The organism is Enterobacter sp. CRENT-193, assembly GCF_002787395.1.
Lineage (GTDB): Bacteria > Pseudomonadota > Gammaproteobacteria > Enterobacterales > Enterobacteriaceae > Enterobacter > Enterobacter hormaechei_C.
Genome location: NZ_CP024812.1, coordinates 250,096 through 263,204, shown reverse-complemented (window position 1 = coordinate 263,204; position 13,109 = coordinate 250,096). Strand labels below are relative to the sequence as shown.

Here is a 13,109-nt window from a genome sequence, read left to right as displayed (position 1 = left end):
TCATCGCTACCTGCTCAAATCCACCTGATAAATCGCGAACCCAATATCATCCGTCGCGACCTTTTGCATCGGATACTGCGCCTTATCCTTGATAAACGCGGCTGCTTTATCGGACGGAGATGTCTCAAAGCGAATATCCAGCTTAGTGTCGCTGTGGATCGGCGCAAGTCGCCAGTTGTTATCCACCGCCGGATGAATTTCACCCGCCTTTTTCGACTCCGCGCTGATCCACGCCGCCAGCACCGAACGGTTCTCATCCGGTGAGGCAAAGGCGATATGGCTGTCACCCGTACCGGCAAACTTGCCGCCATAGGCGCGGTAGTTGTTGGTCACCACCAGGAAAGTGGCATTAGGATCAATCGCTTTGCCGTTGAAGGTCAGGTTTTTGATGCGTTCTGCCTGCGGATTAATGGCCTGACATTCGCCGTCATATTTCGCGGGCTGGGTAACGTCAATCTGATAATCCACGCCGTCGATCACGTCGAAGTTGTAGGTGCGGAAACCGTCCCAGTTAATCAGCGACTGCGGTTTGCTGCTGTGCGGATCGATCTGGTTGAACTGTCCGGCAGAGCACTCCAGCCACTCCTTCACCTCTTTCCCGGTGGCTTTCACCACCACGAGTGTGTTGGGATAGAGGTAGAGATCGGCGGCATTACGGAAGGTCAGCTGGCCTTTTTCCACCTCAACGTAACTGGCCGGATCGTTCTTACGTCCGCCCACTTTGAATGGCGCCGCGGCAGACAGTACCGGCAGATTTGCCAGATCCGGATCGCCCTGAATATAGTGCTCCGCATAGGCTTTCTGCGCCATGTTGACTACCTGCACGGTCGGGTCATCCTGTACCAGCGCGAGGAAGCTGTACATGTTATCAGCCGATTTACCGATCGGCTTGCTGACAAATTCACGCGTCGCGTCGTGGTCATGCTTCAGGACGTCGACCAGCTTTTTATCTTCCCCTGCCAGAGATTTTTTGGCCGCTGCGTCGTAGATCGGACGCGCTTCCGCTTTCGACTGCGTGACTTTCCAGCTTCCGCTGTCGTTATTCAGCACCAGATCCACCACGCCAAGGTGGTCACCCCACATGCCCGGCATCACCGATGGCACACCGTTGAGCGTCCCTTTTTCGATGTCCGCGCCTTTGATATCAGCGAAATCTTTGCCCGGGAAGACGGCATGGGCGTGACCAAACAGGATCGCATCCACGCCCGGCACCTGGCTGAGATAGTACACGGAGTTCTCAGCCATCACCTGATACGGGTCGGCCGAGAGGCCGGAGTGGGCCACGACGACCACCACATCCGCCCCTTTCGCCCGCATCTCCGGCACGTATTTGCGCGCGGTTTCGGTAATGTCGTTGACGGTTACTTTCCCGTCGAGGTTGGCTTTATCCCACGTCATGATCTGCGGCGGTACAAAACCGATATAGCCGATTTTCAGCGTCTGTTTTTTACCATCCTGGTCGACAACCTCGGTCTCTTTAATCAGATAAGGGGTGAAGAGCGGCTTCTTCGTCTTAACGTCGATGATATTGGCGTTAACGTACGGGAATTTTGCCCCTGCCAGCGCGTCGTGCAGGTATTTCAGGCCGTAGTTAAATTCGTGGTTGCCCAGGTTGCCAACCGCATAATCCAGGGTGTTCATCGCTTTATAGACAGGGTGGATCTCGCCTTTTTTCAGCCCCTTCGCCGCCATGTAGTCTCCGAGCGGGCTGCCCTGAATTAAGTCCCCGTTATCGACCAGCACGCTGTTTTTCACTTCACCGCGGGTGGCGTTGATCAAACTTGCCGTGCGTACCAGTCCGAATTTTTCCGTAGGGGTATCTTTGTAGTAATCGAAGTCCATCATATTGCTGTGCAGATCGGTGGTTTCCAGAATACGGAGATCCACCGTCGCTGCCTGAACGCTTGCCGCAATCAGCGTTGCCAGGAGCGTTGCGCTAAACTTAATCATCTGAGGAGTCCTTTTTTCGATCCAAGCCACAAAAGAATATGTATGTAGTATTTGTTGCTTACAGAAGTGTGAATGCTGCCAGAAAAAAGGGCGCTGAAACCAGAATTGCTTCACAGATAGCGGAATTGTTCACATTACGATATAACTAAAACAATAAGTTATGCCCACTGCGTTAACGAAGAGGTGGAGAATGTTAGATAAAATTTGTCAGCTCGCACGGGATGCGGGTGATGCCATTATGCAGGTGTACGACGGTGCGAAACCGATGGATGTTGTCAGCAAAGCGGATGACTCCCCGGTGACGGCGGCGGATATCGCGGCGCATGCGGTGATCTTGAAAGGTTTGCAGGCCCTGACGCCGGATATTCCGGTCCTTTCTGAAGAAGCGCCCCAGAGCTGGGATGAACGTCAGCACTGGCAGCGTTACTGGCTTGTCGACCCGCTGGACGGCACGAAAGAGTTTATCAAGCGTAACGGTGAATTCACCGTCAACATCGCTCTGATTGAAAACGGGAAAGCGGTACTGGGCGTGGTTTATGCCCCGGTGATGAAGGTGATGTACAGCGCGGCGGAAGGTAAAGCCTGGAAGGAAGAGTGCGGCGTGCGTAAGCAGATCCAGGTGCGTGATGCCCGTCCTCCGCTGGTGGTGATCAGCCGCTCGCACAGTGACAGCGAGCTGGAGGAGTATCTGCAACAGCTGGGTGAACACCAGACGACGTCGATTGGCTCGTCGCTGAAGTTCTGTCTGGTGGCGGAAGGGCAGGCGCAGCTGTACCCACGTTTCGGGCCGACGAACGTCTGGGATACGGCGGCAGGACATGCGGTGGCGGCGGCCGCTGGCGCGCATGTGCATGACTGGCAGGGTAAGCCACTGGACTACACCCCGCGCGAGTCATTCCTGAATCCGGGCTTCCGGGTGTCACTTTACTGAGTCAGCAGCTTATGCAGCAGGGCAACCACCTGCTGCACCTCATCCTGCGTCAGCGCGCCGTCTTTAACCCACTCTACGCGACCGTTTTTGTCCAGCACGACAATCGCTGAACTCTCCTCTTCCAGCTGCCACGCCTTACGCGTCACGCCGTTGCTGTCGACAATAAACTGCGACCAGGGATAGAGCTTCTTATTGCTCTCAAGGCTTGAGCGCACAAACATGCCGGAGCCGGGAATGGCGTCGTCGGTGTTCACGATGGTAGTGGTCTGGTAGCGATCGTGCGGGAGTTTTGCGGCCTTGATCGCCTCCACGAGGGTAGCGTTTTTCTCTTTAGCGGATGTACGTCCGGCAATATGTTGTACAACTCTCACTTTGCCCGCAAGCTGCGCGCTATTCCAGGCTTTATAGCTAAACTTATCATTGTCGAGAATCAATTCTCCCCGGTCAGCAATCCCGACCGGCGGGACACGTTGTCCTTTTTCAATGTTGTGTGCGGAAGCCATCAGCGGCAGCAACAGGCAAGCTGCTGCCAGGAGGTTACGTAGGGTCATGGTGTTTCCTTATTGTTAGCAGGTGATCCGACCACTTGGTCATGCGCTTTTAATCATAAGTGCGATCAATAGGCTTTTCCCGCAATCCCGATGCCAGTTTGCGGGCGAACGCACATATCTATGCAAAAACGACGGCATATACTGCGCTGTATCACGCTTTGCAAAGATTATTCTGAATAATTGTAATCAAACGGTAAATAAACTTATGCACACTGGGTAAGTACGAGGTTCTGGTCTATAGTCATTGGGCATCAAAATTTGCGCTCAGGACAGTCGGGCCGATTGTGGCACCGCAAGAGCGTATGATTCGCAGGAGATACAAGAATGAAAATTTTCCAACGCTACAACCCGCTTCAGGTGGCGAAGTACGTGAAGATCCTGTTCCGTGGACGGTTGTACATCAAGGATGTTGGCGCTTTTGAGTTCGATAAGGGCAAAATCCTTATCCCGAAAGTGAAGGACAAACAGCACTTGTCTGTGATGTCCGAAGTCAACCGTCAGGTTATGCGTCTGCAAACTGAGATGGCTTAACCAACGTGCTATGCAGTAGTTGTTAAAAAGACGGCTCCCAATGGGAGCCGTTGATGTTTGTAGGGCCAGTCCAGAGACATACCCTGAAGCAGATAGTTTTGACTTGGCGTTATTTGTATTAACGGGCATAACCATGAATTGATGAAGTTTTTCTTAAAATCTTTTTCAGTGCTAAAAATTGATATAAAACATTAAAAACTTGGATCACTATTGGACTTATTATCCATGGCATAAACAATACCCCTATACTTTTTATAAGCGAGTTGTAAAAAGGTCAGCTTTAACTGTTGGCTGAGAAGGGAAGCCGTTACGCATGGAAAATAAATGGAATAATTATGCATCGAGATCTGGTTTTTAAAAATAAGAATATATTTGTGTTATTTATGTTAGCTACCATAGGATATGGGATTTGGCGCATGCTTGGTGACTTTTTTTACCTTGAACAGACTATAGTTTATCGGCATGCCGTAGTTGATAAGTCTATGTTGTATATCACGGAAAGCAGCGCGGGTGCGACGACTTCTTTCGTATATAAATATTATCTTTACACGGCACAAAAGACCGATGAAGTTTTTTTAGAAGACATTAAAATGGTTATGAACCTTTCCTTGTCACCACCGATCCTGGCGTGAAAGTTAGCATTGAAGACAGAACGATTTTTCTTAAAGTAAGCGGGGATATTTTTAAATTTAATAATATCGTAGGCTCTGCCTTTATTTATCTCAATTCGTCCCCCTTCTAAGGACTTAAAAAATTATTTAAATTACATAAACGGCAGCTTCCGTTTTAAAACAAAAAGGGCAGCTCAACGCTGCCCTTCATAAATTACGCCGACACCTTCTCTTCCGCATCCGGCAGTTTCGGCACCAGCACGGTCGGTTTGCTATCAATACGCGTTACCAGCAGCTGATCGATGCGGTAGTTATCAATATCCACCACTTCAAACTTGAAGCCGGAGAACTTCACTGAGTCGGTACGTTTCGGGATTTTACGCAGCATAAACATCATAAAGCCGCCGATGGTCTCGTAGTTTCCGGACTGCGGGAACTCGTCGATGTCGAGCACGCGCATGACGTCTTCAATCGGCGTACCGCCATCGATGAGCCATGAATTTTCGTCACGCTGAACAATCTGCTCTTCCAGCCCCTGGCCGACCAGGTCGCCCATCAGGGTCGTCATAACGTCGTTGAGGGTGATAATGCCCACCACCAGCGCGTATTCGTTCATGATCACCGCGAAGTCTTCCCCGGCGGTTTTGAAACTTTCCAGCGCTTCGGAGAGCGTCAGGGTGTCCGGCACTATCAGGGTGTTGCGGATCTGCACGCCGCTGTTCAGCGCCAGGCTCTGGTTTGCCAGCACGCGGTTCAGCAGGTCTTTGGAGTCCACATAACCGATGATATGGTCGATATCTTCGTTACAGACCAGGAACTTGGAGTGCGGATGCTGCGCCACTTTGGTCTTCAGGCTCTGCTCGTCTTCATGCAGATCGAACCAGATGATGTTTTCACGGCCGGTCATGGAGGACGGCACGGTACGGGATTCCAGTTCGAAAACGTTCTCAATCAGCTCGTGCTCCTGCTTGCGCAGCACGCCTGCCAGCGCCCCGGCTTCCACCACGGCATAAATATCATCGGAGGTGATGTCGTCTTTACGCACCATCGGCAGCTTGAAGATGCGGAAAATGACGTTCGCCAGGCCGTTAAAGAACCACACCAGCGGACGGAAGACATAAAGGCAGAAGCGCATCGGGTTGATGATACGCAAAGCCACAGCTTCTGGCGCAATCATACCGATGCGTTTCGGGGTCAGGTCCGCGAATAAAATGAACAAGCCGGTCACCAGGGAGAAGGAGAGGATGAAGCTCAACTGCTCGGCCAGCTCTACGGACATGTACTTAACAAAGAGGCCATAAAACGCCGGAGAAAACGCTGCATCACCCACGATACCGCCAAGAATGGCGACCGCGTTCAGGCCAATCTGCACCACGGTAAAGAACATGCCGGGGTTTTCCTGCATTTTCAGAATGCGTGATGCGTTGATGTTGCCCTCGTCGGCAAGCAGCTTCAGTTTGATTTTACGGGAGGCAGCCAGCGAGATCTCCGATATCGAGAAAAATGCACTGACGGCAATAAGACAAAGTATTACTAAAATACTGTTTAACATAGTTTATCCGGCTTCTCGCCAGATCCTCAGAAGGGGAGTTGATACCATTCGTGTGAAGACACATTGAAGTCAGCTCGTAGCGTTGAGCCGATTATTTCAGCGGTAGTATAGCGTAAAGACGTGTAAACCTGCCAGAGGTCACGTTTTCGGCAAAAAGTGGCCGGAGGGAAAGGCTGCGCGCCACGCGGTTTGCGTGGCGCTGATGCCGTAATCAGTCCTGTTGTGGAGGCAGACAGACGCCGATGCCGCCAATGCCGCAGTAGCCGTACGGATTTTTATGCAGGTACTGCTGGTGGTCGTCTTCGGCATAGTAGAACGGTTTCGCGGTAGCGATTTCCGTCGTGACCTGACGTTTATCACCGGCCGCCTGCATCGCTTCCTGGAAACGCGTCAGGCTGGCGTGGGCCGCGGCCTCCTGCTCTGGGGTGAGCGGGTAGATGGCCGAACGGTATTGGGTGCCGTGATCGTTACCCTGACGCATGCCCTGCGCCGGGTCATGGTTTTCCCAGAACACCTGGAGCAGCTGTTCATAGCTAATGACGCTCGGGTCATACACCACACGCACCGCTTCAGCATGACCGGTCTCACCGGAACAGACTTCGCGGTAGGTTGGGTTAGGCGTATATCCTCCGGTGTAGCCCGCAGCAGTGCTGTACACGCCCGGCAATTGCCAGAACAGGCGTTCTACGCCCCAAAAGCAGCCCATGGCAAACAGGGCGATCTCCATTCCATCAGGAACGTTTGTCATTGAATGGTTGTTTACGGCGTGTAATGTCGCCACTGGCATAGGGGTGTTGCGTCCCGGTAACGCATCGGCTTGTGATACCAGATGCTTTTTATCAAATAAACTCACGGTGGGGCCTCCGGGGTAGCGTTGTTTCGGTTAAGGTTGTCACGAAGCGTTTAATTGAACACAATAAATGCGATGAATGAGTCTAGATTTAATCATAAGAAATATTTGGGTGTTACACCCTTTTTCAACCCGTAATTTGGGTTTTTGGCTTTCAGGCCGTATTTTGCCGCGGAGCGGCACTGCATTTGCTTCCAGGGTGGAAACAGGGATATTCAGGAGAAAACGTGACAAAGATCCGCCAGTTATGTTTAGTCAGCTTACTGCTGACCAGCGGGATTGCCAGCGCGGCGAATGTCCGTTTGCAGGTTGAGGGGTTATCCGGGGCGCTGGAAAAAAACGTGCGTGCGCAGCTTTCTACTATCCAGAGCGATGAGGTCACGCCGGATCGGCGTTTTCGCGCGCGCGTGGATGACGCCATTCGCGAAGGCTTAAAGGCGTTGGGGTACTACGAACCCACCATCGATTTCGATTTACGCCCGCCGCCGGCAAAAGGACGTCAGGTGTTGATTGCCCGCGTCTCGCCGGGCGAACCCGTCCTGATTGGCGGCACGAACGTGGTGCTGCGCGGCGGCGCGCGCACGGATCGTGACTACCTGGATCTGCTCAGCACCCGTCCGAAAGTGGGCACTGTGCTCAATCACGGGGATTACGATCGTTTTAAAAAATCATTAACCAGCGTTTCGCTGCGCAAAGGCTACTTCGACAGCCAGTTCAACAAAAGCCAGCTAGGCGTTGCGCTTGAGCGACGTCAGGCATTCTGGGATATCGATTACGACAGCGGCGAGCGCTACCGGTTTGGCGATGTGACCTTCGAAGGATCGCAAATCCGTGATGAGTATCTGCAAAACCTGGTGCCGTTTAAAAAGGGCGACTACTACCAGTCCAGCGATCTGGGCGAGCTGAACCGTCGTTTGTCCGCGACGGGCTGGTTTAACTCCGTGGTGGTGGCGCCGGAATTTGATAAATCCCGTAAAACGAAAGTGTTACCGCTGCATGGCGTGGTCTCTCCGCGCACCGAAAACACCATTGAGACCGGTGTCGGCTACTCCACGGACGTCGGCCCGCGCGTGAAAGCCTCGTGGAAAAAACCGTGGATGAACTCCTACGGCCACAGCCTGACCACCAGCGTGAGCCTGTCTGCGCCTGAACAGCAGCTGGACTTCAGCTATAAAATGCCGCTGCTGAAAAATCCGCTTGAGCAATACTACCTCGTGCAGGGCGGCTTTAAGCGTACCGATTTGAACGATACCGAGCAGGACTCGACGACGCTTGCGGTATCACGCTTCTGGGATCTCTCCAGCGGCTGGCAGCGCGCCATTAACCTGCGCTGGAGCCTCGACCACTTTACCCAGGCAAACGTTACCAACACCACCATGCTGCTTTATCCGGGCGTGATGATCAGCCGTACCCGCTCGCGCGGTGGCCTGATGCCGACCTGGGGCGACTCTCAGCGCTACTCCATCGATTACTCCAACACTGCGTGGGGCTCCGACGTAGACTTCTCCGTCTTTCAGGCGCAAAACGTCTGGATCCGCACGCTGTACGACAAACACCGCTTTGTGATGCGCGGTAATCTCGGCTGGATCGAAACCGGTGATTTCGAACGCGTCCCGCCGGATCTGCGCTTCTTCGCCGGGGGCGACCGCAGCATTCGCGGGTATAAGTACAAATCGATCTCACCTGAAAACGACAAAGGCCAGTTGACCGGGGCGTCAAAACTGGCGACCGGCTCGCTGGAGTACCAGTACAACGTCAGCGGCAAGTGGTGGGGGGCGATGTTCGTTGACGGCGGTGAAGCGGTGAACGATATCCGCCGCAGCGATTTCAAAACCGGCGCGGGCGTAGGCGTGCGCTGGCAGTCACCGGTCGGGCCCATCAAGCTCGATTTCGCCGTTCCGGTGGGCGACAAAGACGAACACGGTTTACAGTTTTACATCGGTCTGGGGCCTGAATTATGAGTTTATGGAAGAAGATAAGCCTCGGGGTGCTGATTTTTATCGTATTACTGCTCGGTACGGTGGCGTTTCTGGTGGGCACCACCACGGGCCTGCATCTGCTGTTTAACGCCGCGAACCGCTGGGTGCCGGGGCTGGAAATCGGCCAGGTGACGGGCGGCTGGCGCGATCTGCGCCTGAAAAATATCCGTTACGAACAGCCCGGCGTGGCGGTGAACGCGGGCGAGTTTCATCTGGCGGTCAAGCTCGGCTGCCTGCGTGACAGCCAGCTGTGCGTAAACGATCTGTCGCTAAAAGACGTTAACGTGGCGATAGATTCCAAAAAAATGCCGAAGTCTGAGCCTGTCGAAGAAGAGGACAGCGGCCCGCTGAATCTCTCCACGCCGTACCCGATTGCGCTCTACCGGGTTGCGCTGGATAACGTCAATATCAAAATCGACGATACGACAGTATCCGTGATGGATTTCACCTCCGGTCTGCGCTGGCAGGAGAAAAACCTCACCCTGACCCCAACCTCCCTGCAAGGGCTGCTGATTGCGCTGCCGAAGGTGGCCGACGTGGCGCAGGAAGAGATCGTCGAGCCGAAGATCCAGAACCCGCAGCCGGAAGAAAAACCGCTGGGCGAAACGCTGAAAGATCTCTTCTCGAAACCGGTTCTGCCGGAGATGACCGACGTGCATCTGCCGCTGAACCTCAATATCGAAGAGTTTAAGGGCGAGCAGCTGCGTCTGACGGGTGATACCGATCTGACAGTCTTCAACATGCTGCTTAAAGTCAGCAGCATCGACGGCAACATGAAGCTCGACGCGCTGGATATCGACTCCAGTCAGGGCTCGGTGAACGCCTCAGGCAATGCGCTGCTGCGCGACAACTGGCCGGTGGATATTACGCTGAACAGCGCCCTGAACATCGATCCGCTGAAGGGCGAAAAGGTGAAGGTGAAGGTCGGCGGCGCGCTGCGTGAGAAGCTGGAGTTCGGCGTGAACCTTTCCGGACCGGTGGATATGGTGCTGCGCGGGCAAACCCAGCTGGCAGAGGCCGGTTTACCGCTCAACCTTGAGGTTGTCAGCAAGCAGCTTTACTGGCCGTTCACCGGCGAAAAACAGTTCCAGGCTGACGATCTGAAGCTGAAGCTGAGTGGCAAAATGACCGACTACACGCTGTCGTTCCGCACGGCAGTGAAGGGGCAGGGGGTACCGCCCGCCGATATCACCCTGGATGCGAAGGGTAACGAGTTGCAGGTTAACCTCGACAAGCTGACCGTGGCGGCGCTGGAAGGAAAAACAGAGCTGACCGCGCTGCTCGACTGGCAGCAGGCGATCAGCTGGCGCGGCGAGCTGAAGCTGACCGGGATCAACACCGCTAAAGAGGTCCCGGACTGGCCGTCAAAACTGGATGGCCTGATCAAAACCCGCGGTAGCCTGTACGGTGGCACCTGGCAGATGGACGTGCCGGAACTCAAGCTCACCGGCAACGTGAAGCAGAACAAAGTCAACGTAGAGGGCTCGCTTAAGGGCAACAGCTATCTCCAGTGGGTGATCCCGGGCCTGCACGTGGCGCTGGGCCGCAACACGGCAGATATCAAAGGCGAGCTGGGGGTGAAAGATCTCGATCTGGATGCCACCATCGACGCGCCAAATCTCGATAACGCCCTGCCGGGTCTTGGCGGCACGGCGGAGGGGTTAGTGAAGGTTCGCGGTACGGTGGAGGCGCCGCAGCTGCTGGCGGACATCACTGCTAATAACCTGCGCTGGCAGGAACTTTCCATTGCCCGCGTGCGCGTCGAAGGGGACGTGAAATCCACCGATCAGATCGGCGGAAACCTGGACCTGCGCGTGGAGCGTATCTCCCAGCCGGACGTGAACATCAGTCTGGTCACGCTGGCGGCAAAAGGTAACGAAAAGCAGCACGATCTCCAGCTGCGCGTGCAGGGCGAGCCGGTCTCCGGGCAGCTGCACCTGACGGGCAGTTTTGATCGCCAGGCAACGCGCTGGAAGGGCGTACTGGATAACACCCGCTTCAGCACGCCGGTCGGCCCGCTGGTGCTGTCCCGATCCATCGCGCTGGACTACCGCAATGCGGAGCAAAAGTTAAGCATTGGGCCACACTGCTGGACCAACCCGAATGCTGAGCTGTGCGTGCCGCAGACCATTGATGCGGGCGCGGAAGGACGCGCGCAGATCAACCTCAACCGTTTCGACCTGGCGATGCTGAAACCGTTTATGCCGGAAACCACCCAGGCCAGCGGGGTCTTCAGCGGTAAAGCGGACGTCGCGTGGGACACCACCAAAGAGGGGCTGCCGCAGGGCAGCGTTACGCTCTCCGGGCGTAACGTGAAGGTGACGCAGGAGGTCAATGACGCGCCGCTGCCGGTAGCGTTCGACACCCTGAATGTGAACGCTGACCTGCGTAACAATCGTGCGGAACTGGGATGGCTGATCCGCCTGACCAACAACGGTCAGTTTGATGGACAGGTGCAAATTACCGATCCGCAAGGGCGGCGCAATCTCGGCGGCAACGTCAATATTCGCAACTTCAACCTGGCGATGGTGAATCCGATCTTCTCGCGGGGAGAAAAGGCGGCGGGGATGCTCAGCGCCAACCTGCGTCTGGCGGGGGATGCGCAAAGCCCGCAGCTGTTTGGCCAGATGCGGTTAAACGGCGTGGACATTGACGGTAACTTTATGCCGTTCGATATGCAGCCAAGCCAGCTGACGATGAACTTTAACGGCCAAAGCTCAACCCTCAGTGGCTCAGTGCTGACGCAGCAGGGACAAATCAACCTGAGCGGTGACGCAGACTGGAGCCAGCTCGACAACTGGCGCGCCCGTATTGCGGCCAAGGGCAGCAGGGTGCGTATCACGGTACCGCCGATGGTGCGCCTGGACGTGTCGCCAGACGTGGTCTTTGAGGCAACGCCGAGTCTCTTCACCCTGGACGGCCGTGTTGACGTACCGTGGGCGCGCATCGTGGTTCACGAAGTGCCGGAAAGCGCGGTTGGCGTCTCCAGTGATGAAGTTATGCTCAATGAAAATCTGAAACCTGTTGAACAGAAGAGCGCTGGCATACCGATCAATAGTAATCTTATCGTGCACGTGGGGAATAACGTGCGTTTGGACGCGTTTGGGCTGAAGGCGAGACTCACGGGTGACCTGAAAGTGGCGCAGGATCAACAGGGGCTTGGCCTCAATGGACAAATCAATATTCCTGAAGGGCGCTTCCATGCCTACGGTCAGGATTTGATTGTGCGTAAAGGCGAGCTGCTGTTCTCCGGTCCACCGGATCAGCCGGTACTCAATATCGAAGCGATACGTAACCCGGAAGCCACCGAAGATGATGTGATTGCGGGCGTGCGCGTGACGGGCTCCGCCGATGAACCTAAGGCAGAGATCTTCTCTGACCCGGCCATGTCGCAACAGGAAGCGCTCTCTTACCTGCTGCGCGGCCAGGGTCTGGATAGCCAACAGGGCGATGGTGCGGCAATGACATCAATGTTAGTCGGTCTGGGGGTTGCACAAAGTGGTCAGGTTGTGGGTAAAATCGGCGAGACGTTTGGCGTAAGCAATCTGGCGCTGGACACTCAGGGCGTGGGTGACTCTTCGCAGGTAGTGGTCAGCGGCTATGTACTGCCGGGTCTACAGGTAAAATATGGCGTGGGGATCTTTGACTCACTGGCTACACTCACGTTACGTTATCGCCTGATGCCTAAGCTATATCTGGAAGCAGTGTCCGGCGTAGACCAGGCACTTGATCTGCTCTATCAGTTTGAGTTTTAGCAATGCGAATATTTGTTTACGGCAGTTTACGAACCAGGCAAGGCAACAGCCACTGGATGACCAACGCCCAGTTGCTGGGAAATTACACAATCGAAAACTACCAGTTGTACAGTCTGGGCCACTATCCAGGCGCAGTTCCGGGGAACGGAACGGTACAGGGTGAGGTTTATCGTATTGATAATGCCACGCTGGCCGAACTTGATGCCTTGCGCACCAGGGGCGGTGAATACGCTCGCCAGTTGATCCAGACGCCTTACGGCAGTGCATGGATGTACGTGTACCAACGTTCGGTCGACGGGTTAACGCTGATTGAAAGCGGTAACTGGTTAGACAGAGACCAGTTCTGAAAAACGACAACGCCACCGTAAGGTGGCGTTGTTTTTTTGCGCCCATTAGCAC

Annotated in this window: 10 protein-coding genes; 6 read left to right on the top strand and 4 right to left on the bottom strand. The window is 54.7% G+C overall.

What is annotated here, in order from left to right; translation table 11 throughout:
* Positions 1 to 6: 6 nt before the first annotated feature.
* Positions 7 to 1,950, bottom strand: coding sequence for a bifunctional 2',3'-cyclic-nucleotide 2'-phosphodiesterase/3'-nucleotidase (locus tag CU081_RS01285; protein WP_022650269.1), 1,944 nt, complete (start codon positions 1,948 to 1,950; stop codon positions 7 to 9).
* A 190-nt stretch (positions 1,951 to 2,140) separates the two neighbouring features.
* On the opposite strand from CU081_RS01285, the gene cysQ reads away from it, so the two are divergent.
* Positions 2,141 to 2,881: a 3'(2'),5'-bisphosphate nucleotidase CysQ gene (gene cysQ / locus CU081_RS01280; RefSeq protein WP_003856050.1), complete on the top strand. Its 741-nt coding sequence runs from the start codon at positions 2,141 to 2,143 to the stop codon at positions 2,879 to 2,881.
* Here the strand turns inward: cysQ and CU081_RS01275 are convergent.
* Entirely contained in the window at positions 2,875 to 3,432 is a 558-nt protein-coding gene (locus CU081_RS01275) for a YtfJ family protein (RefSeq protein ID WP_022650270.1), read from the bottom strand. The two genes, cysQ and CU081_RS01275, sit on opposite strands and share 7 nt — an antisense overlap.
* Positions 3,433 to 3,756: 324 nt before the next feature.
* Between CU081_RS01275 and CU081_RS01270 the strand changes: the two genes are divergently transcribed.
* Both CU081_RS01270 and CU081_RS01265 read left to right on the top strand, forming a co-directional pair.
* A complete protein-coding gene (locus tag CU081_RS01270; protein WP_003856054.1) occupies positions 3,757 to 3,963 on the top strand; it encodes a DUF1107 domain-containing protein in 207 nt (68 codons plus the stop codon).
* A gap of 335 nt (positions 3,964 to 4,298) precedes the next feature.
* Positions 4,299 to 4,595, top strand: a complete 297-nt coding sequence (locus CU081_RS01265; protein WP_022650271.1) for a hypothetical protein — start codon at positions 4,299 to 4,301, stop codon at positions 4,593 to 4,595.
* A 193-nt stretch (positions 4,596 to 4,788) separates the two neighbouring features.
* Here the strand turns inward: CU081_RS01265 and CU081_RS01260 are convergent, their stop codons facing one another.
* Both CU081_RS01260 and msrA read right to left on the bottom strand, forming a co-directional pair.
* On the bottom strand, positions 4,789 to 6,126 hold the full coding sequence (locus CU081_RS01260) for a hemolysin family protein (RefSeq protein WP_022650272.1): 1,338 nt from the start codon (positions 6,124 to 6,126) through the stop codon (positions 4,789 to 4,791).
* 211 nt (positions 6,127 to 6,337) lie between these two features.
* Positions 6,338 to 6,979: a peptide-methionine (S)-S-oxide reductase MsrA gene (msrA, locus tag CU081_RS01255; RefSeq protein ID WP_003856057.1), complete on the bottom strand. Its 642-nt coding sequence runs from the start codon at positions 6,977 to 6,979 to the stop codon at positions 6,338 to 6,340.
* Positions 6,980 to 7,203: 224 nt separating this feature from the next.
* On the opposite strand from msrA, the gene tamA reads away from it, so the two are divergent.
* The 3 genes from tamA to CU081_RS01240 are packed head-to-tail and all read left to right on the top strand — an operon-like array spanning position 7,204 to position 13,057.
* Entirely contained in the window at positions 7,204 to 8,937 is a 1,734-nt protein-coding gene (gene tamA, locus CU081_RS01250) for an autotransporter assembly complex protein TamA (protein WP_022650273.1), read from the top strand.
* On the top strand, positions 8,934 to 12,710 hold the full coding sequence (tamB, locus tag CU081_RS01245; RefSeq protein WP_022650274.1) for an autotransporter assembly complex protein TamB: 3,777 nt from the start codon (positions 8,934 to 8,936) through the stop codon (positions 12,708 to 12,710). Before tamA ends, tamB begins: the two co-directional genes overlap by 4 nt.
* Positions 12,711 to 12,712: 2 nt before the next feature.
* Positions 12,713 to 13,057, top strand: coding sequence for a gamma-glutamylcyclotransferase family protein (locus tag CU081_RS01240; RefSeq protein WP_017383925.1), 345 nt, complete (start codon positions 12,713 to 12,715; stop codon positions 13,055 to 13,057).
* Positions 13,058 to 13,109 lie beyond the last annotated feature (52 nt).